Annotated in this window: 27 protein-coding genes; 16 read left to right on the top strand and 11 right to left on the bottom strand. The window is 59.2% G+C overall.

The annotated features are described in order from the left end of the window. On the top strand, positions 1 to 121 hold a 121-nt coding region (locus Q6A48_RS24875), incomplete at its 5' end, for a transposase (RefSeq protein ID WP_304555071.1). 56 nt (positions 122 to 177) lie between these two features. Here the strand turns inward: Q6A48_RS24875 and Q6A48_RS24880 are convergent. After that, positions 178 to 483, bottom strand: coding sequence for a PepSY domain-containing protein (locus Q6A48_RS24880; RefSeq protein WP_053124450.1), 306 nt, complete (start codon positions 481 to 483; stop codon positions 178 to 180). A 138-nt stretch (positions 484 to 621) separates the two neighbouring features. Further along, positions 622 to 1749: a glycerophosphodiester phosphodiesterase gene (locus Q6A48_RS24885; RefSeq protein ID WP_304557085.1), complete on the bottom strand. Its 1128-nt coding sequence runs from the start codon at positions 1747 to 1749 to the stop codon at positions 622 to 624. Positions 1750 to 1977: 228 nt separating this feature from the next. On the opposite strand from Q6A48_RS24885, the gene Q6A48_RS24890 reads away from it, so the two are divergent. Then, positions 1978 to 2304, top strand: a complete 327-nt coding sequence (locus tag Q6A48_RS24890; protein WP_304557086.1) for a DUF2025 family protein — start codon at positions 1978 to 1980, stop codon at positions 2302 to 2304. Between the two features lie 131 nt (positions 2305 to 2435). On the opposite strand, the gene Q6A48_RS24895 is transcribed toward Q6A48_RS24890, so the two are convergent. Together Q6A48_RS24895 and Q6A48_RS24900 are read right to left on the bottom strand one after the other, a co-directional pair. Further along, complete coding sequence (locus Q6A48_RS24895) at positions 2436 to 2750, bottom strand: antibiotic biosynthesis monooxygenase family protein (protein ID WP_304557088.1); 315 nt, start codon at positions 2748 to 2750, stop codon at positions 2436 to 2438. Continuing rightward, positions 2747 to 3457 (bottom strand): CTP synthase C-terminal region-related (seleno)protein, encoded by a 711-nt coding sequence (locus Q6A48_RS24900; RefSeq protein WP_304557089.1) that lies wholly within the window; start codon positions 3455 to 3457, stop codon positions 2747 to 2749. Before Q6A48_RS24900 ends, Q6A48_RS24895 begins: the two co-directional genes overlap by 4 nt. Before the next feature lie 14 nt (positions 3458 to 3471). Between Q6A48_RS24900 and Q6A48_RS24905 the strand changes: the two genes are divergently transcribed. Both Q6A48_RS24905 and Q6A48_RS24910 read left to right on the top strand, forming a co-directional pair. Then, positions 3472 to 4419, top strand: a complete 948-nt coding sequence (locus Q6A48_RS24905) for a LysR family transcriptional regulator (protein ID WP_304557090.1) — start codon at positions 3472 to 3474, stop codon at positions 4417 to 4419. Between the two features lie 92 nt (positions 4420 to 4511). Next, positions 4512 to 5045, top strand: a complete 534-nt coding sequence (locus Q6A48_RS24910; RefSeq protein WP_304557111.1) for a DUF1003 domain-containing protein — start codon at positions 4512 to 4514, stop codon at positions 5043 to 5045. Between the two features lie 22 nt (positions 5046 to 5067). Here Q6A48_RS24910 and Q6A48_RS24915 read toward each other — a convergent pair whose 3' ends face one another. Continuing rightward, complete coding sequence (locus Q6A48_RS24915; protein ID WP_304557091.1) at positions 5068 to 5676, bottom strand: TetR/AcrR family transcriptional regulator; 609 nt, start codon at positions 5674 to 5676, stop codon at positions 5068 to 5070. Between the two features lie 185 nt (positions 5677 to 5861). On the opposite strand from Q6A48_RS24915, the gene Q6A48_RS24920 reads away from it, so the two are divergent. Next, positions 5862 to 6908, top strand: coding sequence for an MBL fold metallo-hydrolase (locus Q6A48_RS24920; protein WP_304557092.1), 1047 nt, complete (start codon positions 5862 to 5864; stop codon positions 6906 to 6908). A 22-nt stretch (positions 6909 to 6930) separates the two neighbouring features. On the opposite strand, the gene Q6A48_RS24925 is transcribed toward Q6A48_RS24920, so the two are convergent. Continuing rightward, positions 6931 to 7248 carry a helix-turn-helix domain-containing protein gene (locus tag Q6A48_RS24925; protein WP_304557093.1) on the bottom strand — a complete coding sequence of 106 codons (318 nt, stop codon included), beginning with the start codon at positions 7246 to 7248 and terminating at the stop codon, positions 6931 to 6933. Between the two features lie 219 nt (positions 7249 to 7467). On the opposite strand from Q6A48_RS24925, the gene Q6A48_RS24930 reads away from it, so the two are divergent. After that, entirely contained in the window at positions 7468 to 7818 is a 351-nt protein-coding gene (locus tag Q6A48_RS24930) for a hypothetical protein (RefSeq protein ID WP_304557094.1), read from the top strand. 30 nt (positions 7819 to 7848) lie between these two features. Beyond that, a complete protein-coding gene (locus tag Q6A48_RS24935; RefSeq protein ID WP_304557095.1) occupies positions 7849 to 8544 on the top strand; it encodes a DUF6933 domain-containing protein in 696 nt (231 codons plus the stop codon). A 35-nt stretch (positions 8545 to 8579) separates the two neighbouring features. Here Q6A48_RS24935 and Q6A48_RS24940 read toward each other — a convergent pair whose 3' ends face one another. Beyond that, on the bottom strand, positions 8580 to 9566 hold the full coding sequence (locus tag Q6A48_RS24940) for a hypothetical protein (protein ID WP_304557097.1): 987 nt from the start codon (positions 9564 to 9566) through the stop codon (positions 8580 to 8582). A 314-nt stretch (positions 9567 to 9880) separates the two neighbouring features. On the opposite strand from Q6A48_RS24940, the gene Q6A48_RS24945 reads away from it, so the two are divergent. Together Q6A48_RS24945 and Q6A48_RS24950 are read left to right on the top strand one after the other, a co-directional pair. After that, entirely contained in the window at positions 9881 to 10090 is a 210-nt protein-coding gene (locus Q6A48_RS24945; protein WP_304557099.1) for a helix-turn-helix domain-containing protein, read from the top strand. A gap of 299 nt (positions 10091 to 10389) precedes the next feature. Beyond that, a complete protein-coding gene (locus Q6A48_RS24950) occupies positions 10390 to 10635 on the top strand; it encodes a type II toxin-antitoxin system Phd/YefM family antitoxin (RefSeq protein ID WP_304557100.1) in 246 nt (81 codons plus the stop codon). Positions 10636 to 10775: 140 nt separating this feature from the next. Here the strand turns inward: Q6A48_RS24950 and Q6A48_RS24955 are convergent, their stop codons facing one another. The 4 genes from Q6A48_RS24955 to Q6A48_RS24970 all read right to left on the bottom strand — a co-directional run bounded on the left by Q6A48_RS24955 (position 10776) and on the right by Q6A48_RS24970 (position 14312). Beyond that, on the bottom strand, positions 10776 to 11279 hold the full coding sequence (locus Q6A48_RS24955) for a hypothetical protein (RefSeq protein ID WP_304557101.1): 504 nt from the start codon (positions 11277 to 11279) through the stop codon (positions 10776 to 10778). Between the two features lie 101 nt (positions 11280 to 11380). Next, a complete protein-coding gene (locus Q6A48_RS24960) occupies positions 11381 to 11914 on the bottom strand; it encodes a BRO-N domain-containing protein (protein WP_304557102.1) in 534 nt (177 codons plus the stop codon). Positions 11915 to 12304: 390 nt separating this feature from the next. Further along, on the bottom strand, positions 12305 to 13552 hold the full coding sequence (locus tag Q6A48_RS24965) for a ribonucleotide-diphosphate reductase subunit beta (RefSeq protein WP_042732385.1): 1248 nt from the start codon (positions 13550 to 13552) through the stop codon (positions 12305 to 12307). A 496-nt stretch (positions 13553 to 14048) separates the two neighbouring features. Further along, entirely contained in the window at positions 14049 to 14312 is a 264-nt protein-coding gene (locus Q6A48_RS24970) for a DUF2790 domain-containing protein (RefSeq protein WP_304557103.1), read from the bottom strand. A 494-nt stretch (positions 14313 to 14806) separates the two neighbouring features. Here Q6A48_RS24970 and acs point away from each other — a divergent pair, with 494 nt between their 5' ends. The 7 genes from acs (at position 14807) to Q6A48_RS25005 (ending at position 23171) form a co-directional block, all read left to right on the top strand. Beyond that, positions 14807 to 16762: an acetate--CoA ligase gene (gene acs / locus Q6A48_RS24975; protein ID WP_304557104.1), complete on the top strand. Its 1956-nt coding sequence runs from the start codon at positions 14807 to 14809 to the stop codon at positions 16760 to 16762. 609 nt (positions 16763 to 17371) lie between these two features. Next, positions 17372 to 18145, top strand: a complete 774-nt coding sequence (locus Q6A48_RS24980) for an ABC transporter substrate-binding protein (RefSeq protein ID WP_304557105.1) — start codon at positions 17372 to 17374, stop codon at positions 18143 to 18145. 90 nt (positions 18146 to 18235) lie between these two features. Next, positions 18236 to 18925 (top strand): ABC transporter permease, encoded by a 690-nt coding sequence (locus tag Q6A48_RS24985; protein ID WP_304557106.1) that lies wholly within the window; start codon positions 18236 to 18238, stop codon positions 18923 to 18925. Next, positions 18922 to 19620 carry an ABC transporter permease gene (locus tag Q6A48_RS24990; RefSeq protein WP_304557107.1) on the top strand — a complete coding sequence of 233 codons (699 nt, stop codon included), beginning with the start codon at positions 18922 to 18924 and terminating at the stop codon, positions 19618 to 19620. The genes Q6A48_RS24985 and Q6A48_RS24990 overlap by 4 nt, the downstream gene beginning before the upstream one ends. 56 nt (positions 19621 to 19676) lie before the next feature. Then, the gene (locus tag Q6A48_RS24995) at positions 19677 to 20441 is read left to right on the top strand and encodes an ABC transporter ATP-binding protein (RefSeq protein WP_053124413.1); all 765 of its coding nucleotides are present in this window, start codon (positions 19677 to 19679) and stop codon (positions 20439 to 20441) included. Between the two features lie 113 nt (positions 20442 to 20554). After that, a complete protein-coding gene (argR, locus tag Q6A48_RS25000; RefSeq protein ID WP_304557109.1) occupies positions 20555 to 21535 on the top strand; it encodes a transcriptional regulator ArgR in 981 nt (326 codons plus the stop codon). A 415-nt stretch (positions 21536 to 21950) separates the two neighbouring features. Further along, positions 21951 to 23171, top strand: a complete 1221-nt coding sequence (locus tag Q6A48_RS25005; RefSeq protein ID WP_304557110.1) for an aspartate aminotransferase family protein — start codon at positions 21951 to 21953, stop codon at positions 23169 to 23171. Positions 23172 to 23335 lie beyond the last annotated feature (164 nt).

Genomic DNA, 23335 nt, shown 5'->3' on the forward strand with positions numbered 1-23335 from the left:
TACAGGCCAGTTGGAAGGCATAAACAATCGAATCAAGGTCATCAAACGGATGGCGTACGGTTACCGGGATAGCGAGTTCTTTTTCATGAAGATCAAGAGTGTCTATCCCGGAAATCCGTGAAGAACCAAAAAAAAGCCGCGCAACGAGAACATTGCGCGGCGCTTCTTACATCGGGATCAAGTGTCTTGTTTGTTGCTCAGGACTTTGCCGGTGGTGGCGTCGAAGTCGACATCGAATTCCTTGCCATCGGCGGTTTTCAGTTCAACTTCATATTCGTAACCGTTGAAGTGATTGTCCAGGTCGGTATCGGTGATGGTCGCGCCCGGGTGCAACTTCAGGGCTTCTTCGTTCATCGATTCCAAGGACTTGATCTTGCCTTCCTTGACCAATTGGGGAATCTGGTCGATCCGAACGTCGGCCTGGGCCAGGCCGGCGGTAAGCGTCAGGGCAGCGGCGGTAAAGAGGGCAGTCAACGTTTTCATAAGTGCTTTCCTTGTGTCATTAAAGGGGTGATTCGTTCAAGTGGGTTCAGGCTAACGCTGGCAACTTAATTCACCCTTAATTTGCAAAAACTTGGAATGCACGAAGAAGCCTGTGGTTCCCCACAGGCTGGGTCGATTTCAATAACCGTTCTTTTTCAGCAGTTGCGCAACGCTGCCCGTTTCGGGGCGCTTGAAGTACTTGAGCAGTTCACTGGCGCGGTTGGTAAAGATGCCATCGACGCCGGCATCCAGCACTTTCTTGAAATCCACCGCCTCGTCCACGGTGTAGACGTGCACCAGCAAGCCCTGGTCATGGGTGTACTGGTTCATCCAGGGCTTGACCAGGTCCGCGTAGCTCTGGCTGCCGCCATGGGTCAGTGCGGCGGACGGCCCGGTACCGATGGCGCCCTGGGCCTTGGCGTACTGCACCCATTTCTCGAACTCGGCCTTGTCCTTGGGTTCCTGCTTGGCGTAATAGACCGCCTTGTCGGTGTCCCCGGACTCGGCAAACGGCACCTTGGACTTGGGCTCGATGTTGCCTTCGCCGACCCACAGCAAGAGGATCTTCGGCACCTTGGGCATCTCTTTCTGCAGCAGTTCGAGGCTGCTCTTCTCGAAGGTCTGCAAGACCACCTTGCCCTTGCCTTGGCCTACGCCGGTGGCGCTTTTGGCGAGCTTGGAGCCAGAGGGGCTCAACCAGCCCCGGTCCTGCAGCTTGTCCTTGAGGTCACGTTCGATGCCGGGGAACAGCTTCGGCTCCTTGGTTTCGATGTACAGCCCGGGCTTGTGCTGCGGGTTGCCTTCGGCGATGTCGATCACTTCATCCAGGGTCAGGATCTTCAGGCCGGCGAACGAGGGGCGGGCGCGGTCCGGGTAGGCGGTGTTGAACCAGCTACCGGCGTCGAGGGTCTTGAGCTCCGCCATGGTGAACTGGTTGGCGGTGCTGTCCTTGCGCTCGGGGAATTTGCTGGCAACGTCCGTGGTGCGCAGCAGGCTGTCGTCATGCAAGACGAACAACACGCCATCCTTGCTGCGTTGCAGGTCCAGTTCCAGGTAGTCGGCGCCCAGGTCGCGGGCCAGCGTGTAGGAAGCGGCGGTGGATTCCGGTGCGTCGAACGAGGCGCCACGGTGGGCGATGACCGCCGGATGAGGAATGCCCTGGAGGGCCGCCAGGGCCTTGGGGCTCGACGCTTCGGCGGCGGGAGCCTGGCCGAAGCCGAGCAGCAGGCTCAGCATCAAGGCGCTGCGGGTAAAGGTGACAGGCATGTTCGAGTTCCTTTCTTGGGTTTTTGCAAAAGCCTATCTTTTAACAATTGAACGCCATCGGCGCTATCGCCATACCGACATAAATATGTGTAAAGCAGATTTTTCCCACGCATCTGCGGGTTGCTTTGCAGTACCCTTGGTCCACCAGTTTCCCCGGCAGAGGGAGACCCGAAATCAGCATTTGCTTGCCTTGCGTGTAAACCATCGATCAGTCCATGAGGTTTACCCATGCGCACCACTTCAACATTCATCTGCCAGGCCGCCGACCAGCTCAAGGGGTTCGTTGGCCTGAACCGCAAGACCGGCCAATACATCGTACGTTTCAGCGAAGACGCCTTCGGCATGGACGTGGCCGACGACGGCATCATTCCCACCTGCGAATTTGTCTGGGCGCCCGTGGCGGATGGCACCATGGTCCTCAAGCGCGAGCGGATCCAGTTGCTGCTGGACCAGCACATCGACGACCGCATCAACCTCACCGAACCTTTGCGGGTGTACATGGCCCGCACCGACCTGCCGGAAATCATGGCGGTGCGGCAGTTGGTGGAAGGCTGAACACTCGAAACTGAACAGAACCCCTGTGGGAGCGAGCCTGCTCGCGATGGCGGTCTTTCAGTCAACATCAATGCTGACGGGTCTACCGCTATCGCGAGCAAGCTCAGCTCCCACAGGTTTTTATCCTGGCATCAGGTTTGGCGTTGGAACGCATAATCGCGTTCGACCTTGCACACCCTCGTATGGCAATGGGTATACCAGGTGGAGCGGCCGCGCTCGCGGATCGCGCTGTGTTCGGGATGTTCCTTCCAGGCCAGGATCGCAGCTTCATCGCTCCAATAAGACACGGTAATCCCCAGGCCATCGTCGCCACGGGCCGACTCCACGCCTAAAAATCCGGGCTGCTCCCGGGCAAGGGCGAGCGTGCGCTCGGCCGCTTCGGCGTAGCCTTGGTCGCCCTCGGTGCGCAGGGAGGTGAAAATCACGGCGTAGTAATGGGCGCTCATGGCGTTGTCCTGGCGCAGGCTTCGATAAACGCGCTGACCAGCGGCGGCACGCGCCCTTCCAATGCGGCACGTTCAGGCTGGAACAGCGTGGCGACAAAGAACGGATGGTCCTGCAGTTCCACCGCTCGCAGGCCGCCGGACGAGTCTCGGGCTACGGGGTGCAGGCGCTGATTGAGCAAGTCTTCTTCAAAGTCCGGGTTGACCCCGAAGCGGCAATGGTAGCCCTCGAATACCGTCTGGCGACCATAAGCCTTGGCGATCAACGAGCCCGCAGCGAGCTGAAGGCTGTCGATGGTTTCGATCAAGGCACAGCTCAGCGGCGTCAGCAGCGCGCGATCAGCCTCGGGGTCGGTTTCGCCATGGGCGGCATCGGCCCAACCCATCACGTTGCGGGCGTATTCCAGCACGGCATGTTGAAAACCACCGCAGGTGCCCAGGAAAGGGCGATGTTGTTCGCGGGCAAAACGAATCGCCTGCAAGGCACCGTTTTCGTTTCGGTAAGGGCTGCCCGGTACGCACCAGATACCGTCGAAATCCTCTAGCGCTGCGTTGTCGGCGATGAGCGGCGTTGCCAGCCATTGGAGGCGAATATCATGGCCGGTTTGCCTACTGGCCAGCTCAAGTGCGATGGGGATCGCGCGGTGAGCGGTGATGTGTGGGTCGTGGTCGCCGACCAGGGCGATGTGTAAAGGACGCTGTTTTTCCATGAGAGACTCGCCGCTTGTTGATTCCTGGTCACCACTATAGATTGGCGTTCACGCAATCAATATTGGCGTTTATCCAAGTGATCAATGCAGCCGCGCACTATCGTCTGGACTATCCCGACCTGTCCCTGATCCTCGCACTGGTCCGTGGCGGCTCACTGGCCCGGGCCGCTCGATTGCTGCAGGTGGACGTGTCCACGGTGTTTCGTTCGGTACGTCGGCTGGAGGCGGCCCTGGGCCAGCCCTTGTTTGAAAAAAACCGTTCCGGGTACTTGCCCACCAACCTGGCCCAGGCACTGGCCGAGCAAGCCGAGCGCGCCGAGCAGGCCTTGGAGGCGGCCCGGGTGGGGGTGGAGCAGGGCGGCGAGATCATCAGCGGGACGGTACGCCTGACGTGCAGTGACTCGGTCCTGCAAGCGTTGCTGCTGCCTTCGCTGGCGCGTTTCATGCCCGCTTACCCGGCGTTGACCCTTGAGCTGAGCACCTCGAACGACTTCGCCAACCTGAGCCGCCGCGATGCCGACATTGCGTTACGCCTGACCCGTACGCCGCCGGAACACCTGGTCGGTCGAAAACTGGGCAACGTGGCTTACCGGGTATGTGCCAGCGCCACCTACCTGCGCTCGGCGAATACGGATGACCTGGCTTCCATGACCTGGATCGCACCGGACGATTTCCTCCCGGATCACCCCACGGTAGCCTGGCGCCGCCAGCATCTACCTGGCGTTGTGCCCGCCTATCGCTGCAACAGCATGCTCTCGGTCACCGAACTGGTACGAGCGGGCTTGGGTGTGGCGGCGCTGCCGGACTTTCTGATGGATGAACACCAGGGCTTGATGCCCCTGGGTGAAGCGCTGGAAGGGTACGACACAGCCCTGTGGCTCCTGACCCGCCCCGACTGCCGGGCCTTGCGCTCGGTGGTGACCTTGTTCGATGAGCTGGGGCGCAATCTGCGCTGGCGCTGACTTTTCATGGGCAAGGTGTGCATGGCTCAATGGAAGATGTCCCCCAACGGTTATAGTGCCTTGAGCACCAGCCCTTGGCAGAGAACATCACGATGACGAAGTCTTCCCAGCCCACTCCCGCCGCACCCGTCGATCACTTGCGTTTTCATCGCCCCCACGCGCATCTGGCGCCGACCTTTGGCAATGACCGCTTTGCGCTGAGAGCGGAGGCGTTCGCGCGTTTTTTCGGGACGCCGATGTTCCTCGGTGCGCAAACCCTGATCGTGCTGCTATGGGTCAGCCTGAACCTGGCGGGGATCTTTCATTTCGACGCCTACCCGTTCATTTTGCTGAATCTGGCGTTCAGCCTGCAGTCGGCTTATGCCGCGCCGCTGATTTTGTTGGCACAAACCCGTCAGGCTGCTCGGGACAAAGCCCAGGCGGAAGCCGATGCACAGCATCGTGAAGCCTTGGCCATCGCCAACAGCGAGCGCCAGGCCCAGGCCGCGCGGAATACGGCGCAGTTGCTTGAGTTGTTGGAGCAGAACACCCGTCTGACGGAAATGACCAAGGCATTGACCGAGCGTATCGACAACTTGACCACTGAAATGCACCAGAAGGTCGTGCACACCCCATCGGTGCGGTAGCCTTTCATGCCAGGGTGCTTGATCAGGCTTGGTAACGGCTCAGGAACATGTCGAGTGTCGATTCGATCACCTGCGTTTGTTCTTCCTCGTTCAGGCTGGGTTGGCCCATGGAAATCTGTGGCCAGAAGGCAAATGTCTTGAGCAACCCGTGCATCTGCTGGGCAGCAAACGCCGGCTCCGCAGGTTTCAACCGACCATCGGCCTGGGCCTGGCGGATCCAGGCAGTCAAGCCTTCCTCGCGCTCGCCCATGCGCGCGACCATGTCCTGGGCCCGTTCAGGGGAGTGAATGGTTGCCGCGATGGCAATGCGCGCCAGGTCAAGAAAACTCTCGCCCGCCAGCAAGTGCAGCTTGGCTTTCAGCAACGCCTGGAGCTGCTCCCGAAGAGGCTTTTCCGAGCTGTAGGCAGTGTCTTGTTCGGCGGTGATGTTGTTCCATAGCCGATTGAGGATCTCGGCGAACAATGCTTCCTTGCTCGGGAAGTGGTTGTACACCGTGCGCTTCGACACGCCGGCCGTCGCCGCGATCCTGTCCATGCTGGTGATTTCGAAACCGCTACTGCGAAATTCGGCAATCGCGGCCTGGAGTATGGCTTCGCGTTTTCGTTCGGTGAGGCGCTGCGGTACGGTCATGGGCACTCGTTGGTCGAGAGAGGGAAATTACACTCGGTAGTTTACTTGCTCCCGGGATTCATGCAATCTAGAAACTACACCGCTTGGTGTAATTCTTGTCGTGACCGGCTGAGCGAACGTCGCAGCCATCAAACGTCCCACAAAGGCGAAGCATCATTCGACGACGTCCCTGGAGTGATCGCACCATGAGTATTCCGTCTTCCACGTCCGATAACCCGGCTTCCCGACACGAGCAAGGGAAGTACCACAATCACGCCCATACACCGCGGGAAGGGTTCGGCCAGATGCTGCGCATCATCTGGAACATGCTCCTGCACAAGCCGCGTACCACCCGTCCTGCGGGAGCCATCACGGTCCAGCCGCTGACACGTGCTAAGTTGCTGGCCGCTCCCAACAACAGCGTCTTCCGCCTGGGCCACTCCACCGTCCTGCTCAAGCTGCGCGACAAATTCTGGCTGACCGACCCGGTGTTCTCCGATCGTGCTTCGCCCGTGCAATGGGCCGGCCCCAAGCGTTTTCACCAGCCGCCCATCAGCCTGGACGAATTGCCGCCAATCGAAGCCGTGATCCTCTCCCATGATCATTACGACCACCTGGACCACCAGGCCATCCTCAAGCTTGCCGCCAAGACCCGCCACTTCCTGACCCCCCTTGGCGTGGGTGACACCCTGGTCAAGTGGGGGATCGAGGCCAGCAAGGTGCGTCAGCTGGATTGGTGGCAAGGGACCGAGGTGGACGGTATCGAGTTCATCGCCACGCCCTCGCAGCATTTTTCCGGCCGCGGGTTGTTCGACGGCAACAGCACGTTATGGGCCTCCTGGGTGATGATCGACGGCGGTTCGCGGATCTTCTTCAGCGGCGACACCGGCTACTTCGACGGTTTCAAACGCATTGGCGAGCGATACGGCCCCTTCGACCTGACGCTGATGGAAACCGGCGCCTACAACGTCGATTGGCCCCACGTGCACATGCAACCCGAGCAGACCTTGCAGGCCCATATCGACCTGCGTGGTCGCTGGCTGCTGCCGATTCACAACGGCACGTTCGACCTGGCGATGCACGCCTGGTTTGAACCGTTCGACCGTATCCTGGCGCTGGCCTGGGAGCGCAACGTCCTCATCACTACACCGCAGATGGGCGAAGCCTTCACCCTGAGCCAGCCGCAACGTGGCCGGGCCTGGTGGCTGGACGTGGAGGCCGCGGCCTACCAGAACCAGACCGGCGCGGCCTGACAGGCTTGCCGCAACGGTCCGGCTATTCGATCATCGCGTAGTCGGCCCGTCCCATCGGGTCCGGCGTAGCACCCTTAATATTCATGCCGCGCCCCGGTGCAAAGCCGGGGAAGAACACCAGGCCTTCGGCTTCAAGACAGAACGCGAGCGCCAGGCGTGTCACATCGAGCAATTCGCCTCCCGCTTCGAAACGCCGGATAGCTTGGACCGAGACCCCGGACTGCCGGGACAACTCTTCGACACTCCAGCCCAGCATCGCTCGGGCCTGTGCGCTGTGTGCAGGAGTGAATTGATAGACGGCGATGCGTTCCAGGGTGGCTTTGATTGCAAGAGAGGCCATGGGATTCTCCGAAGCAGTGGATTCAAAAGTACTGTGTTTTTGTACAGTTGTTTTGAAGCCGAATCAATCTCATTTTTTGATGGGTGACCAGCGGTCTTCTCCTGCAACACCTGTTAGGCATGTCGGTTATCCTGGTCAGAACGGCCACCTGCATGGCGTTGGCCAGCTTCATCGGGATAGACTTCGGTTCTTGGTTTGCCGGTTGTGTAAGGAGGGGGCATGTCGATATCCGACACTGACTGGAAACACTACAACAAGCTCCGCGACCTGGCGCTGGAGCGGTTCTGCCAAGGCGTCCTCGCTGATGCTCAGACGATCATCCAAAATAACGCAGTATCCGCTCACGTGAGATATGGTGTGCTCTATGGCCTCATGCGAGATCGGGACAAGAGCCTGGCGATGGCATTCAATGTATCTCGCCGCCGAGATATCTCTTTATCCTTGAGATTGCTGATTGCCTATGACCTGCTGAGCGACCAGGAATTGGAGGTCCTGAGCGAGGAGTTACGTGAAAGGGTTTCTGACGCTGTTCGCCAACCCTTTGAGATCGAATGGCCTGAAGGTGAATAGTATTCTTCGAATATTTTTCCGAGAGTCCGGATGTTAATTTTCAACTGCACCGAAGCAGCCTGCAGCTTTTTTAGCCGCGTGAGCAAAGGCAAGAAAATTACCCCCGTAGAGAAACCAGCATCACCTGTAGTCGAGGATGATCAGGCGGTTGATTTCGCCGAGCAGTGGCTGGTGCATGCCATCACTGTGCAGCGCAAGCACGTGTTGTTCGTCATCCACGTGCAAACCCGTTACTGCATGATTTTCGCCGATGCTAAAAAAGCTGACCTCGAAGATTTTGTTCAACGGTTTTCCGAACGATGGATCACTGGCCTGATGCGTCACGCGGGGCACCACGATCTCCTTCGCTGGGTCGATGACGAACCAATGATGGAGCGCTTCCAGGAAAGTTGTCGTGAGTACATCTTTTATAAACGTGGCCATCGCGGTGCGCAAAAGCACCTCAACGAGATTTCCTGGATTTTTGAGGACTGCGCCGCCGAATGGGGCACGTTACCCTCTGATGAGTTCTCTGCAGGCCGCTTCGACGGCAGTATGAATGACACTCCGAGAAGCAGTAAGGGACATAAAGACTATTACTACCCGGACGAAGAAATGATCGTGCATTGGTTGCGGCGTTATGGCGGCTTGGATGAGTCTGCCGCCCAGGCCGTACGTGAGCGGCGCATGGAAGTGAAACGGGAGATGCGGGCGTTCGAACGGCAACTTGCTCAAAAAGCGCAATGAAGAAGGCGTAGCGCTACAGCTAGCCTAAGGCGAAGTCACTTATCGGCCAACCCCGGTGCCTCCCGAACAATGAAGTGATCCAGGTTCTCGATATTGGCGCTGAACACCCCGAACGTCTGCTCGGGGTTTTTCTTGCTGGGCACTTGCCTGAACTCCGGCGTGACGCCGTAGAAGAAGCAATACAACGGCGCGTCACTGTCGATAGCGTGCTTGATCTCTTCCAGGAATGCCTTGCGCTTGCGGTATTGATCGATCAGTTTCTTGCTCAAGTAGACATTGACCGAATAAGGTTTTTTCTTTGCCTCGCCCGGTTGCTTGACCCAGACCTTTTGCTCGAAGTCGACGCGAAAACTGGCGCTGTGATAATCCTCGATCTTCTTGATCTTGCCCCAGTAGATCAGCCCCTTGTTGTCCTGCAGGAACTCGATTTTCTTGAAAAAGGAACTGTAGGGCGCCGTGTGCTCGCCGATCTTCAAGGGCATGCGCTTGAGCAGGTCCTTGTCCGCGAAGTTCGACACGAAACACTCCACCGGATGGGCAAAGACGCTGGTCTTGTCGGGCGTAGAATCCCGGGAGCCACGTGCATCGTCCTCGTTCGAAGAAGCGGCAATCGACGCGGGTCGAGTGCTTTCTACATCCTCGGGTAGATTGGACGGTTTACGTTTGTACTGAGGCCGAGTCAGCAACAGTTCTGACGGGAAATGTTCTTCACGATCGTCATCCGCTTCAACACTTTCCACACCTAAACCTGGAGTCTTGGGGCTGACATAAGGACAACCCTCGATATGCTGCGTGCTCGGTTGGTTCTTGAAATGCGGCGTGCGGATGTAATTGACGTTCTTGGCGTTGAGCGTCGTCAGCCCGTTATCCTCATCGAATGCCGCCCGACAGGCATCGTTGGGGCACTGAAAGCGTTCCTTGGCCGAATCGAAGTCCATGGTCTCGTCGAAATTGAGATCCCGAACGTCATAGATCGAAAGCTTGGCGTCGAGGCTGAGACAGTAGGCGGTGTCGAATTTCATCGGGGCTCGGATCCGTGAGTGGACGTGCATTAATACCGAAGGGCAGGGCGGCTTGCACTCAAAGTTTCAATACACCACAAAACCCTGTGGGAGCGAGCTTGCTCGCGATTCCCAATGCCAACACAACATCAAACTTGCCACCCACCTACGCCTTGACACCACCCCGTGGCGAGGGAGCTTGCTCCCGCTGGGCTGCACAGCAGCCCCCACTCTATGGTCCCATGCTTGAAGTAGCCGATATTATCATGCCGGTTATAGCTCGATCTTTCAGATAACCAGCAATATATTGCCGGAAACAGGGAATAAAAGTTTCGATGAAAGAGAATACCGGTGAACGGCGCAGGGAAATCATTGACGACATCGTCATGCAGCATGTGACGGGGATCGAAACCCTGGGAACCGCTATCCGTCGGCTACGGCTTGAGGTGACCGGCCTGGATCAGGAAACCTTTGCTGCCATGTGCAAAATGTCAACCAAGGCCCTGTACCAGATCGAGAAGGACAAGGGGAATCCGACCATTTAGCACCATCGACGCAATTCTCAGGAAATTCGGGCTTCGCCTGGGGCTGACCATGGCTGCCACAACCCTTTACACGCCGCCGCTCAGGCAGCCAAAACCGGTTTCCAAAATGCCCGTTCGCGGCGCCAATCCAAAACGCAAAACTGCAGGACAGCTCGGTAGTGTTGTTACGAAGACCAAGGATAGCGACATGGGCACGACTGAATAAGCGATGAGGCAAAATCCTCAAGACAAGGCTAGAAGCGTCAGATCGAACCTATCGAACGCTCAAGTTTGGTCAGCTAAATCCATGGAGGCAGTGTATGAGTGAACAGATGCAAGTAACCCTGCGCGAAGCAAAGTCCCAGCTCTTACAACTTGGTGCACGTGCATGGCAGGGCGACAGAGTAGTGATCACCAATGCCGGTAAGCCTTATCTGGATCTGCTGCCTCATATCGATACACCGCAGGCGCGCAAGCCTGGGCGGTTGAAGGGGAAGATTCGGATGTCGGTGGATTTCGACACCGCCCCCGAGGACATCATCGATGGCTTTGAGGGTCGGCCATGAGTACAGGCGAATCTTCCTGATCTTTGATTTCAGCAGGCACCCCAGCAATGCAGGCCTCGTCGAACTCCAGCATAGTGGCCTGGTTGATAGCACCGATTTTCAGCAGAGCTTCGGCCGAGCTGTGAATCGACTCGAAGGCCTCACTTTTTATTTTTTTTGTCATTACATATCCCCGTATATCTTTTAGGATCTCGAACGTAAGACGTCGTGGTCGTACTGACTTGCTGCGGATTCGGGTTCCCTGGTGGCTCGATCTTGAGACCTCTCTTTTGCAGCTTGGTGGCCCGGCTGATCAACGTCATGTGGTCAGAGGTTGGGGCGGACTCACCGAGCCCCGGCATTACTTTATTAGCAAGCACTTTGCGAATACGTTGAGCCACTCCTGCGCCAATGTTCTTGGCAGGCATGTAGCCGCTGATTCGCTGCAACCTCATCTGTTCCAACACCGCCGAGATATTCTGCATGCGGTATTCAACCGAAGAGGCACTGCGCGAGCTTAATGGTCCATCCCGCAAAAGCTGGTTTTCCACCGACTTTCTAAAGGTCTGGCCGTTCAATTCGCGGTCGAGCATCTTCAAGTAAGCGTCAACCGACGCCTCAAGCTCTTCGTCGCTCCAGCCGCTTTTTTCCTTTGGAGTATCCATACAATCGCCGAGGGTTAAAAACCCTCGGACGATACTGACTGGCCATTACGGCTGTCTACGAAAACTCCTACAGATAAAGAAGAGCTTTCACGCGGGGCGTCCTACGAAACTGAATGCCCAGGCAAGTGAAACACCTCCAACAGCCTACGCCACCAAGGCTTAGCCGCTACCGCTCGGCCGCGAGTTCGGTTGAGCAATAGATACGGCATGTCCCGAAGTCGAATCCAACCGTCGTTTTGCCAATGCAGCAGGCTTAAGGACATCTCCGGCCAATCCAAAATACTCAACATCGGCCGCTCGGTATCGCTAGAGGCCTGGGCGTCCCGCAATGCCGGTACCACCTGATGCGTCAGCCACTCGCGTAACAAGCGATTCCCCGGCGCATAGTGATAAATCAACAGAGCGTACACGCCAGACTCACTGAGCATCAGCCGCTTTTCAGGTTGACCGTGATAACGAATCAACAGAACGTGCCGCTGGTCTTCATCCAGTTTGCTGACCATGCGATCGTTCAGGTGCACGCCCATCAATCGGCCGAGGTCACGGGCGCAGAGCCAGGGTTGGTTTTCCAGGAGGAGGGCATGGAGGTGGAGGTTCAGGCGAGTAAATACCTTCGGCGTGTAAGCGTCAGGCATGATCGATCTGCGAGGTGTACGGAGAGCTGGCTGGTCTTTTGTAAGCATAACTACCTCTACGTTCGAAGGTTGGCGGCGCGAGCCCGACGTAGAGGATGCAAGAAAAATCCCAACAAGCTATTGCCCTACACAGAATGACTAATGTCCTTAGACAGTACGCGGTTCTATGTTCGGCGATTGGCTACTACGTTGGGCGTTTCTTAGGCACCTGCGACTAAGATAGGTAACGAGGCAATACGGCGTCAATGCGGAACGATTCTGAGTTTTGCGTAGGGCAGAGGTAGCGTGCCTGTCCTGGAGTTAAACGCGGTGTTGGCTCCGTAGAATACAAAAAACCCCGTTTTCACGGGGTTTTTAGTGACGCGTACAACCTAGGATTTTTCTTTCAAATCAATCCCAGCTCAAAGCCCCACCCGTCTGATACTCAATCACACGCGTCTCAAAGAAGTTCTTCTCTTTCTTCAAGTCCATGATCTCGCTCATCCAAGGGAACGGGTTGGTCGTGCCCGGGTATTCTTCTTTCAAACCAATCTGCGACAGGCGACGGTTGGCGATGAACTTCAGATAGTCCTCCATCATCGCCGCGTTCATGCCCAATACGCCGCGAGGCATGGTGTCGCGGGCGTATTCGATTTCCAGCTGAGTGCCTTGCAGGATCATCTGGGTCGCTTCTTCCTTCATCTCGGCATCCCACAGGTGCGGGTTTTCGATCTTGATCTGGTTGATCACGTCGATGCCGAAGTTCAGGTGCATGGATTCGTCGCGCAGGATGTATTGGAACTGCTCGGCGACGCCGGTCATCTTGTTGCGGCGGCCCATGGAGAGGATCTGGGTGAAGCCGCAGTAGAAGAAGATGCCTTCCAGGACGCAGTAGTAGGCGATCAGGTTGCGCAGCAATTCCTTGTCGGTTTCCGGGGTGCCGGTTTCGAACTTCGGATCGGAGATCGAGCGGGTGTATTTCAGGCCCCAGGCGGCTTTTTTCGCGACCGATGGGATCTCGTGGTACATGTTGAAGATTTCGCCTTCATCCATGGCCAGCGATTCGATGCAGTACTGGTAGGCGTGGGTGTGGATCGCCTCTTCGAACGCCTGGCGCAGGATGTACTGGCGGCATTCCGGGTTGGTGATCAGGCGGTACACGGCCAGCACCAGGTTGTTGGCAACCAGGGAGTCGGCGGTGGAGAAGAAGCCCAGGTTGCGCATCACGATGCGGCGTTCGTCGTCGGTCAGGCCTTCCGGGTTTTTCCAGAGGGCGATGTCGGCGGTCATGTTGACTTCTTGCGGCATCCAGTGGTTTGCGCAGCCGTCCAGGTACTTCTGCCAGGCCCAGTCGTATTTGAAAGGCACGAGCTGGTTGAGGTCGGCGCGGCAGTTGATCATGCGCTTTTCATCGACGGCGACACGGGCCGAGGCGCCTTCGAGTTCGGCGAGGCCTTCGGCGATGTCGAGTTTGTCGAGGGCGGCCTTGGCGCGAATGATCGCGGCCGAGTCGCTGGCCGTCACGGCGCGGGCTTCGAGCGCGGCGGCACCGCCGGCGCTGTCGAGGCGGTCCATGTTGGCTTCAGAAGCGTGGCCGGCATTGGCGCTCTTTACAGCGACTTCGCCGTCTTCTTTGTCGAATTCGTCCCAGCTCAGCATGACGTATCGTCTCCTGCGTGAGGGCCAGCGACCCGGGGAAGGGCGGCTGGCGGCGGTGGATCTTGGAAAAATCGTTTGTTGCAGCTGACGCAGGCAATAAACAGAAAAATGTACGGGTCATGCTGAAGCGGCGGTGCACGCGAAGAGGTCATGGTCCTGGCGTGGGCTTCAGGCTGGCGTGATCCCCTGTAAGGGAATATTGCAGGCCCGTTTAAGGCGGCATTATAAGGACTTTTTTGCCTACGTGGTGCGACGAAATCGCCCACGGAGGGGGTGATGGATGACTCATCCGCGTGGGAGCGAGGGTTTACAAGGCTTTGGCCGGATCCGTCCGGCAAAGATTTTTTTTGCCTGAATCGAGTGGCCGGCTTTTTTGATCAAAAAATGAGCTGTTTTTACGTTTTTGCACTACATGTTGTGTTTGCGAAGGCTTTTCTGCGGTTGGAGACACAACCGGGCCCGATCGAAATCGGGCCCTGGAAAATACCGGTATTGATCAGCCGTTGGAGCAACCATTGCCCATGACGCTGTAGCGCAGGATGTGGCGCTGGCCCTTGGAGTCGTCGTAGACCATCTTCGCCGGGACCACTTCGCAGACATTGGGGATATCGCTCATGTAAATGACTTTGGCGATGTCCAGGTGGGTGGAGTAGGTGTACTCCTCAATGGCGGGTTGTTGCTGGGCGACATCGCTCGGGGCCTCGTCTGCCATCGCCGTGGCGCACAGGCTGCCGAGGACCAGAACCCATAAAGCTTTCATCTGATTTCACCTTTCTTGAGGTCGAGTGGGGTCACGCAACCTTTTTGGGGTTGCGTGTGGAGCAAGTGTTGGAAATTTGATCAACGGCCTTCGTGGGGGCTGTGTTGCGTCAATTGTGTTTGCCGGTTGGCGGGGTGATTCTAGGAGTTGGGGGCAGACGCAAAACAGACCCGGTTTTGATAAAGACTATTGGTTGATTTGGTAATAATCGTCATCGGGCCTGGCGGCTGGCTATGACCTTTTCGCTGGATTGAACGCCGCCTTCGCGAGCAAGCCCGCTCCCACGAAAGACCTGCGCCGGACACAAGAGGGGGTTCGCCGAGATTCAACCGTGGAAGCGGGATTGCTCGCGAAAATGCCCGCAGACACGGGCTTGCACAGGAGTACCGACATTTTGTAGGGACTTGTTACTACCATCGTCGAATGGTTCTATAGGCTCGCCCCAGGCTACAACGGGACCATACAAAAACAACTATGTCACCGAGGTAAGAAACATGAGTGCGGCTTCTCTGTATCCCGTTCGCCCCGAGGTTGCGGCCAGTACGCTGACTGACGAGGCGACCTACAAGGCGATGTACCAGCAGTCAGTCGTCAACCCGGATGGCTTCTGGCGCGAGCAGGCCAAGCGCCTGGACTGGATCAAGCCCTTCACCACGGTGAAGCAGACGTCCTTTGACGATCACCATGTCGACATCAAGTGGTTTGCCGATGGCACCTTGAACGTTTCCTACAATTGCCTCGACCGCCACCTGGCCGAGCGCGGCGACCAGGTCGCGATCATCTGGGAGGGCGATGACCCGTCCGAGAGTCGCAACATCACCTATCGCGAACTGCACGAGCAAGTCTGCAAGTTCGCCAACGCCCTGCGTGGCCAGGACGTGCACCGCGGCGACGTGGTGACCATCTACATGCCGATGATCCCGGAAGCCGTGGTCGCCATGCTGGCCTGTGCGCGGATCGGCGCGATCCATTCGGTGGTGTTCGGTGGCTTCTCTCCCGAAGCGCTGGCCGGCCGGATCATCGACTGCAAGTCCAAAGTGGTGATCACTGCCGACGAAGGCATTCGTGCCGGCAAGAAGATCCCGCTCAAGGCCAACGTCGACGATGCGCTGACCAACCCGGAAACCAGCAGCATCCAGAAAGTCATCGTCTGCAAGCGCACCGCTGGCAACATCAAGTGGAACCAGCACCGCGACATCTGGTACGAAGACCTGATGAAGGTCGCCGGCACCGTTTGCGCGCCGAAGGAAATGGGTGCCGAAGAGGCGCTGTTCATCCTCTACACCTCCGGTTCCACCGGCAAGCCCAAGGGCGTGCAGCACACCACGGCGGGCTACCTGTTGTACGCGGCCCTGACCCATGAGCGCGTGTTCGACTACAAGCCGGGCGAAATCTACTGGTGCACCGCCGACGTCGGCTGGGTCACCGGCCACAGCTACATCGTCTACGGCCCGCTGGCCAACGGCGCGACCACGCTGCTGTTCGAAGGCGTGCCGAACTACCCGAGCATCACCCGGGTCGCCGAGGTGGTCGACAAGCACAAGGTCAATATCCTCTACACCGCGCCGACCGCCATCCGCGCGATGATGGCCTCCGGCACCGCTGCCGTCGAAGGTGCCGATGGCAGCAGCCTGCGCCTGTTGGGTTCGGTGGGTGAGCCGATCAACCCGGAAGCGTGGGACTGGTACTACAAGAATGTCGGCAAGGAACGTTGCCCGATTGTCGATACCTGGTGGCAGACCGAGACCGGTGGCGTGCTGATCAGCCCATTGCCAGGCGCCACGGCGCTGAAGCCAGGCTCGGCGACGCGCCCGTTCTTTGGCGTGGTGCCGGCATTGGTGGACAACCTCGGCAACCTGATCGAAGGCGCCGCCGAAGGCAACCTGGTGATCCTCGATTCGTGGCCAGGCCAGGCGCGGACGCTGTACGGCGACCACGACCGCTTCGTCGACACCTACTTCAAGACCTTCAGCGGCATGTACTTTACCGGTGACGGTGCCCGTCGCGACGAGGACGGCTACTACTGGATCACCGGTCGAGTGGATGACGTGCTCAACGTGTCCGGCCACCGCATGGGCACGGCCGAGATCGAAAGCGCCATGGTCGCCCACCCGAAAGTCGCCGAGGCGGCGGTGGTCGGTGTGCCGCACGACATCAAGGGGCAGGGGATCTATGTCTACGTCACCCTCAATGCCGGCGAAGAGTCCAGCGAGGCCCTGCGCCTGGAGCTGAAGAACTGGGTGCGCAAGGAGATCGGTCCGATCGCTTCGCCGGATGTCATCCAGTGGGCACCGGGGCTGCCGAAGACCCGCTCGGGCAAGATCATGCGCCGCATCCTGCGCAAGATCGCCACGGCGGAATACGACGCGCTGGGTGATATCTCCACCCTGGCCGATCCAGGCGTGGTGGCGCACCTGATCGAGACGCACAAGACCATGAACGTGGCCTGACGGCAGCGGGTAGCACCCAAAGCCCCGCCCGGTAGTTTGCCGGGCGGGGCTTTTTTATGTGCCTGGCGCGATCTCTGTGGCGAGGGGATAAATCCCCTCGCCACAGGGTTTTGTGTTTGGCCGACATGGTCTGCGAATAAATATCGATCTTCGTCGTCAGACGCTTCCTGACGTTACCGATGTTTCGAAATGTGTAACCAAACGCGCCACGTCGAGGCGAGGGGAAACGCCAGGCCCTGTCCTGGGGCGTTTCCGGCCTTTGGAAAAAATTAGCCGACACGCTGTGCTTGCCGGATTAGAAGGGTTTGCGAATAATGGGCCCGCAATTTGCAGCATAGATCGGTTTCCCTTCTTTCGCTCTTGCATGAATTTGCGGAGCTGTCAATGTGCTCGAACGGCTTTCTCAGTGCTTCTGTAATTTGTTGTCGCATTGAAGAAATATCGGCTTCGGGCCTGTCGTTAGAATGCCGATCACTCGCTCGTCGTGGCGTGCGTTGAACAAAAACGTTCGCGTCCTAGGACGCAGCACCGGAATCCGTTCCACCCATTCGCATATTGGGCTGTTGCTCACTCTGCCGTTTTTTTGCCCTTTACCGATGGAGTTCCAAGATGAAGAAACTCGTGCTGCTTGGCGCCCTGGCACTGTCCGTGCTGTCCCTGCCGACATTCGCTGATGAAAAGCCCCTGAAGATCGGTATCGAGGCGGCCTACCCTCCGTTTGCCTCGAAGGCCCCGGACGGCAGCATCGTCGGTTTCGACTACGACATCGGCAATGCGCTGTGCGAAGAGATGAAGGTCAAGTGCGTGTGGGTCGAGCAAGAGTTCGACGGCCTGATCCCGGCGCTCAAGGTCCGCAAGATCGACGCGATCCTGTCGTCCATGTCGATCACCGAAGACCGCAAGAAATCCGTTGATTTCACCAACAAGTACTACAACACCCCGGCCCGCCTGGTCATGAAGGCCGGGACCCAGGTCAGCGAAAGCCTGGCCGAGCTCAAGGGCAAGAACATCGGCGTGCAGCGCGGCTCGATCCACGAGCGTTTCGCCCGTGAAGTGCTGGCTCCGCTGGGTGCCGAGATCAAGCCGTACGGTTCGCAGAACGAAATCTACCTGGACGTCTCCGCCGGTCGTCTCGATGGCACCGTGGCAGACGCTACGCTGTTGGATGACGGTTTCCTCAAGACCGACGCTGGCAAGGGCTTCGCCTTTGTCGGTCCGGCCTTCACCGACGAGAAATACTTCGGTGATGGCATCGGCATCGCGGTCCGCAAGGGCGATGCGCTGAAAGACAAGATCAATGGCGCGATCACCGCCATCCGCGCGAACGGCAAGTACAAGCAGATCCAGGACAAATACTTCGCCTTCGACATCTACGGCAAGTAACCCCGTCCCGCCACTCGTGCGAAATGGCGCAAGCAACAGGATCCCTGCGGTTTGCGCCATTTTTTCATCCCACTTTCGAGGACCTGAATCATGTTGAAAGGCTACGGGGCTGTCATCCTCGATGGCGCATGGTTGACGCTCCAGCTCGCCTTGTCGTCCATGGCCCTGGCCATCGTCCTGGGGCTGATCGGCGTCGCGCTGCGTCTTTCGCCGGTGCGCTGGCTGGCGTGGCTGGGCGACCTGTATTCCACGGTCATCCGCGGCATTCCCGACCTGGTGCTGATCCTGCTGATTTTCTACGGCGGCCAGGACTTGCTCAATCGCGTGGCGCCGATGCTCGGTTATGACGACTACATCGACCTGAACCCGCTGGCGGCCGGCATCGGCACCCTGGGGTTCATCTTCGGTGCCTACCTGTCGGAAACCTTTCGCGGCGCGTTCATGGCGATTCCCAAGGGCCAGGCCGAGGCGGGCATGGCGTATGGCATGAGCGGGTTGCAGGTGTTTTTCCGGGTGCTGGTGCCACAGATGATCCGCCTGGCGATTCCCGGCTTCACCAACAATTGGCTGGTGTTGACCAAGGCGACCGCGCTGATTTCGGTGGTGGGTCTGCAAGACATGATGTTCAAGGCCAAGCAGGCGGCGGATGCCACCCGCGAACCTTTCACCTTCTTCCTGGCAGTGGCGGCGATGTACCTGGTGATCACCAGTGTCTCGTTGCTGGCATTGCGTCACCTCGAGAAGCGCTACTCGGTAGGCGTAAGGGCGGCTGATCTATGATCTTCGACTACAACGTCATCTATGATGCCTTGCCGCTGTACTTCAGCGGCTTGCTGACCACCCTGAAGCTGCTGGCGCTGTCGCTGTTCTTCGGCCTGTTGGCGGCGTTGCCCCTGGGGTTGATGCGGGTGTCCAAGCAGCCGGTCGTGAACATGACCGCCTGGCTCTACACCTACGTGATTCGCGGCACGCCGATGCTGGTGCAACTGTTCCTGATCTACTACGGGCTGGCCCAGTTCGAATTCGTGCGCGAGAGCTTCCTCTGGCCTTGGCTGTCCAGTGCGACGTTCTGTGCGTGCCTGGCGTTCGCCATCAACACCAGCGCCTACACCGCCGAGATCATCGCCGGCAGCCTGCGGGCCACGCCCAACGGTGAGATCGAAGCGGCCAAGGCCATGGGCATGTCGCGCGCCACGCTGTATCGCCGGATCCTGCTGCCGTCGGCCCTGCGCCGCGCGCTGCCGCAATACAGCAACGAAGTGATCATGATGCTGCAGACCACCAGCCTGGCGTCCATCGTGACCCTGATCGACATCACGGGCGCCGCGCGCACGGTGAATGCGCAGTATTACCTGCCGTTCGAGGCCTACATCACGGCCGGCGTCTTCTACCTGTGCCTGACCTTCATCCTGGTGCGCCTGTTCAAGCTGGCCGAACGCCGCTGGCTGGTTTACCTGGCCCCGCGCAAGCACTGATAACGCATCGATCCGATCGACTGCTCAACGACTGACGTTTTGTGAGAACCGACCGCATGTACAAGCTTGAAGTCCAAGACCTGCATAAACGCTATGGCAGTCACGAGGTGCTCAAGGGCGTGTCCCTGAAGGCCGCCGCTGGCGATGTGATCAGCATCATCGGCTCCAGTGGCTCCGGCAAGAGTACGTTCCTGCGTTGCATCAACCTGCTCGAACAACCCCACGCCGGCAAGATCCTGCTCAACAACGAAGAGCTGAAGCTGGTGGCGGGCAAGGATGGCGCGATGAAGGCCGCGGACCCCAAGCAGTTGCAGCGCATGCGTTCGCGGCTGTCGATGGTGTTCCAGCATTTCAACCTGTGGTCGCACATGACTGCCCTGGAAAACATCATGGAAGCGCCGGTGCACGTGCTGGGCGTCGCCAAGGCCGAGGCCCGCGAGAAGGCCGAGCATTACCTGAACAAAGTGGGCGTGGCCCATCGCAAGGACGCTTACCCGGGCCACATGTCCGGCGGCGAGCAGCAGCGCGTGGCGATTGCCCGGGCGCTGGCGATGGAGCCGGAAGTGATGCTGTTCGACGAGCCGACGTCGGCCCTCGACCCCGAGCTGGTGGGCGATGTGCTCAAGGTGATGCAGGCCCTGGCCCTGGAAGGCCGGACCATGGTGGTGGTGACCCACGAAATGGGCTTCGCCCGCGAAGTGTCGAACCAGTTGGTGTTCCTGCACAAGGGCATCGTCGAGGAGAGCGGCAACCCGCGTGAAGTGCTGGTCAATCCGCAATCGGAGCGGCTGCAGCAATTTCTTTCGGGCAGCCTCAAGTAATCGCTCCCGTTACGCGCCTGATTTGGGTCATGCTGCGCACCGCGTGCCAGATGGTCTAATTTGGTTGCAGCCGCTTCTGGCTTTAACACTGTTTTCGCTTTGGATTGCCCGCCATGACCGCCCATCGAATTGGTTTCCTGATTTGGCCCAGCACGAAAGCCTTGACGCTGGCGCTGGCCGAGGAGGCCTTGCGCGTTGCCCAGCGGGTGCATCCGGAGGTGGCCTACGAGCTGTCGTTCCTGCAGGCCGAGCCGGCGGCCGAAGGCGCTTGGCAACTGCCTGGCGAACCGTGGGCGGGCAAGCTCGAAGGGCTCCAGAAGCTGTTCCTGCTGGCCGATGAGCCGCCGGCCGCGCTGGCCTCGTCCCTGGGCAGCGCCCTCAAGCAATTGGTGCGTGCCGGGTGCGTGATCGGTGGCTTGTCCGCCGGGGTCTATCCCTTGGCCCAGCTGGGGTTGCTCGACGGTTACCGCGCTGCCGTGCACTGGCGCTGGCAGGATGATTTTGCCGAGCGCTTTCCCAAGGTCATCGCCACCAGCCACCTGTTCGATTGGGATCGCGATCGCCTGACCGCGTGCGGCGGCATGTCGGTGCTCGACCTGTTGCTGGCAGTGCTGGCCCGGGACCACGGCGCGGAACTGGCCGGCGCGGTGTCGGAAGAGCTGGTGGTCGAGCGCATCCGCGAAGGTGGCGAGCGCCAGCGCATCCCGTTGCAGAACCGTCTCGGCTCCAGTCATCCGAAGCTCACCCAGGCGGTGCTGCTGATGGAAGCGAACATCGAGGAGCCGCTGACCACCGACGAAATCGCCCAGCATGTGTGCGTGTCCCGCCGGCAACTGGAGCGGATCTTCAAGCAGTACCTCAATCGCGTGCCCAGCCAGTACTACCTGGAGCTGCGCCTGAACAAGGCCCGGCAGATGCTGATGCAGACCAGCAAGTCCATCATCCAGATCGGCCTCTCCTGTGGCTTCTCCTCGGGGCCGCATTTCTCCAGCGCCTATCGCAACTTCTTCGGCGCCACCCCTCGCGAAGACCGCAACCAGCGCCGCAGCAGCAGCCCGTTCGAATTGTCGTCGGTGCCGTCCGAGCGCGGCTAGGGCTGGCACTGTTGCCCTGTGGTGAGTGGATCTGTGGGAGCAAGGCCCGTGGGAGCAAAGTCCGTGGGAGCAAAGCTTGCTCGCGATGAACGATAACTCGGTTAGCCTGCACAAACGTGGCGCCAGCATCGCGGGCAAGCCTTGCTCCCACAGATAACATCCCCTCGCCACAAGTGTTGTGCCTGGCAAGGGGAAGTGTCTGAATCAAATCTCGAAGCAGGCGCCTCAAATACAGCCGCAACGTTTAAACTGCGCCTTTGCGACGCTATTTGTCGCATTGCCGTAAACCCGCGCAAAACGTGGGTTGGCGCTATAAGAAGTTGTCGCTTGGCGGCAAGGCCGGGCTGAAAACTGTCCTTACAATCCCCTCATCGCTCGCCATTTCCAGGCGAGTGTTTCTCTTCAGGAGACTCCGATGTCCGTTGAGCAAGCCGCGGTCCAACGCGCCGATTTTGACCAGGTCATGGTTCCCAACTATGCCCCTGCTGCCTTCATCCCTGTGCGTGGCGCCGGTTCGCGCGTGTGGGACCAGTCCGGTCGCGAGCTGATCGACTTTGCCGGCGGGATCGCAGTCAACGTGCTAGGGCATGCCCACCCGGCGCTGGTCGGTGCGCTGACCGAGCAGGCCAACAAGCTGTGGCACGTGTCCAACGTCTTCACCAATGAGCCGGCCTTGCGCCTGGCCCACAAGCTGATCGACGCGACCTTCGCCGAGCGCGCTTTCTTCTGTAACTCCGGCGCCGAAGCCAACGAGGCCGCCTTCAAGCTGGCCCGTCGCGTCGCGTTCGATCGCTATGGCAGCGAGAAGTACGAAATCATTGCCGCGCTCAACAGTTTCCACGGCCGTACGCTGTTTACCGTCAACGTCGGCGGGCAGTCGAAGTACTCCGACGGTTTCGGGCCTAAAATCACCGGCATCACCCACGTTCCCTACAATGACCTGGCTGCCTTGAAGGCGGCGGTTTCGGACAAGACCTGCGCCGTGGTGCTGGAGCCGATCCAGGGCGAGGGCGGTGTGCTGCCGGCCGAGCTGGCCTACCTGCAAGGCGCCCGCGAGCTGTGCGATGCGCACAATGCGCTGCTGGTGTTCGACGAAGTGCAGACCGGCATGGGCCGCAGTGGCGAGCTGTTCGCCTACATGCACTACGGGGTGATCCCGGACATCCTCACCAGTGCCAAGAGCCTGGGCGGTGGTTTCCCGATCGCGGCGATGCTCACTACAGAGGCGCTGGCCAAGCACCTGGTGGTCGGTACCCACGGCACCACGTACGGCGGCAACCCGCTGGCCTGCGCGGTGGCCGAGGCGGTGATCGACGTGGTCAACACGCCCGAGGTGCTCGGTGGCGTCAAGGCCAAGCATGACAAGTTCAAGACCCGCCTGGAGCAGATCGGCCAGAAGTACGGCCTGTTCACCCAGGTGCGTGGCCTGGGCCTGTTGATCGGCTGCGTGCTGAACGACGCCTGGAAAGGCAAGGCCAAGGACATTTTCAACGCCGCCGAACAGGAAGGCCTGATGATCCTGCAAGCCGGCCCGGACGTGATCCGCTTCGCCCCGAGCCTGGTGGTGGAAGACGCCGACATCGATGCCGGCCTGGACCGTTTTGAGAAGGCCGCGGCGAAGCTGACCCAGGCCTGATTGTTTACAGACTGTACCGGCTCCAATGTGGAACCGGGCTTTTGTGGGGGGGGGGGGGGGGGGGGCGGGGGGGGGGGGGGCGGGGGGGGGGGGGGCGCCCCCCCCCCCCGGGCCCCCCGCGTTTGGCCCCAAAACCACACCCCCGCCGGGTGGGGGTTGGGGGG

This window comes from Pseudomonas citrullilanati (genome assembly GCF_030580855.1).
Classification (GTDB): domain Bacteria; phylum Pseudomonadota; class Gammaproteobacteria; order Pseudomonadales; family Pseudomonadaceae; genus Aquipseudomonas; species Aquipseudomonas citrulli.

Excerpts from the sequence above, each read along its gene's own strand:
- Q6A48_RS24880 (WP_053124450.1), bottom strand. The coding sequence starts at position 483 with ATGAAAACGTTGACTGCCCTCTTTACCGCCGCTGCCCTGACGCTTACC.
- Q6A48_RS24885 (WP_304557085.1), bottom strand. The coding sequence starts at position 1,749 with ATGCCTGTCACCTTTACCCGCAGCGCCTTGATGCTGAGCCTGCTGCTC.
- Q6A48_RS24890 (WP_304557086.1), top strand. The coding sequence starts at position 1,978 with ATGCGCACCACTTCAACATTCATCTGCCAGGCCGCCGACCAGCTCAAG.
- Q6A48_RS24895 (WP_304557088.1), bottom strand. The coding sequence starts at position 2,750 with ATGAGCGCCCATTACTACGCCGTGATTTTCACCTCCCTGCGCACCGAG.
- Q6A48_RS24900 (WP_304557089.1), bottom strand. The coding sequence starts at position 3,457 with ATGGAAAAACAGCGTCCTTTACACATCGCCCTGGTCGGCGACCACGAC.
- Q6A48_RS24910 (WP_304557111.1), top strand. The coding sequence starts at position 4,512 with ATGACGAAGTCTTCCCAGCCCACTCCCGCCGCACCCGTCGATCACTTG.
- Q6A48_RS24915 (WP_304557091.1), bottom strand. The coding sequence starts at position 5,676 with ATGACCGTACCGCAGCGCCTCACCGAACGAAAACGCGAAGCCATACTC.
- Q6A48_RS24920 (WP_304557092.1), top strand. The coding sequence starts at position 5,862 with ATGAGTATTCCGTCTTCCACGTCCGATAACCCGGCTTCCCGACACGAG.
- Q6A48_RS24925 (WP_304557093.1), bottom strand. The coding sequence starts at position 7,248 with ATGGCCTCTCTTGCAATCAAAGCCACCCTGGAACGCATCGCCGTCTAT.
- Q6A48_RS24930 (WP_304557094.1), top strand. The coding sequence starts at position 7,468 with ATGTCGATATCCGACACTGACTGGAAACACTACAACAAGCTCCGCGAC.
- Q6A48_RS24935 (WP_304557095.1), top strand. The coding sequence starts at position 7,849 with ATGTTAATTTTCAACTGCACCGAAGCAGCCTGCAGCTTTTTTAGCCGC.
- Q6A48_RS24940 (WP_304557097.1), bottom strand. The coding sequence starts at position 9,566 with ATGAAATTCGACACCGCCTACTGTCTCAGCCTCGACGCCAAGCTTTCG.
- Q6A48_RS24945 (WP_304557099.1), top strand. The coding sequence starts at position 9,881 with ATGAAAGAGAATACCGGTGAACGGCGCAGGGAAATCATTGACGACATC.
- Q6A48_RS24950 (WP_304557100.1), top strand. The coding sequence starts at position 10,390 with ATGAGTGAACAGATGCAAGTAACCCTGCGCGAAGCAAAGTCCCAGCTC.
- Q6A48_RS24955 (WP_304557101.1), bottom strand. The coding sequence starts at position 11,279 with ATGGATACTCCAAAGGAAAAAAGCGGCTGGAGCGACGAAGAGCTTGAG.
- Q6A48_RS24960 (WP_304557102.1), bottom strand. The coding sequence starts at position 11,914 with ATGCCTGACGCTTACACGCCGAAGGTATTTACTCGCCTGAACCTCCAC.
- Q6A48_RS24965 (WP_042732385.1), bottom strand. The coding sequence starts at position 13,552 with ATGCTGAGCTGGGACGAATTCGACAAAGAAGACGGCGAAGTCGCTGTA.
- Q6A48_RS24970 (WP_304557103.1), bottom strand. The coding sequence starts at position 14,312 with ATGAAAGCTTTATGGGTTCTGGTCCTCGGCAGCCTGTGCGCCACGGCG.
- acs (WP_304557104.1), top strand. The coding sequence starts at position 14,807 with ATGAGTGCGGCTTCTCTGTATCCCGTTCGCCCCGAGGTTGCGGCCAGT.
- Q6A48_RS24980 (WP_304557105.1), top strand. The coding sequence starts at position 17,372 with ATGAAGAAACTCGTGCTGCTTGGCGCCCTGGCACTGTCCGTGCTGTCC.
- Q6A48_RS24985 (WP_304557106.1), top strand. The coding sequence starts at position 18,236 with ATGTTGAAAGGCTACGGGGCTGTCATCCTCGATGGCGCATGGTTGACG.
- Q6A48_RS24990 (WP_304557107.1), top strand. The coding sequence starts at position 18,922 with ATGATCTTCGACTACAACGTCATCTATGATGCCTTGCCGCTGTACTTC.
- Q6A48_RS24995 (WP_053124413.1), top strand. The coding sequence starts at position 19,677 with ATGTACAAGCTTGAAGTCCAAGACCTGCATAAACGCTATGGCAGTCAC.
- argR (WP_304557109.1), top strand. The coding sequence starts at position 20,555 with ATGACCGCCCATCGAATTGGTTTCCTGATTTGGCCCAGCACGAAAGCC.
- Q6A48_RS25005 (WP_304557110.1), top strand. The coding sequence starts at position 21,951 with ATGTCCGTTGAGCAAGCCGCGGTCCAACGCGCCGATTTTGACCAGGTC.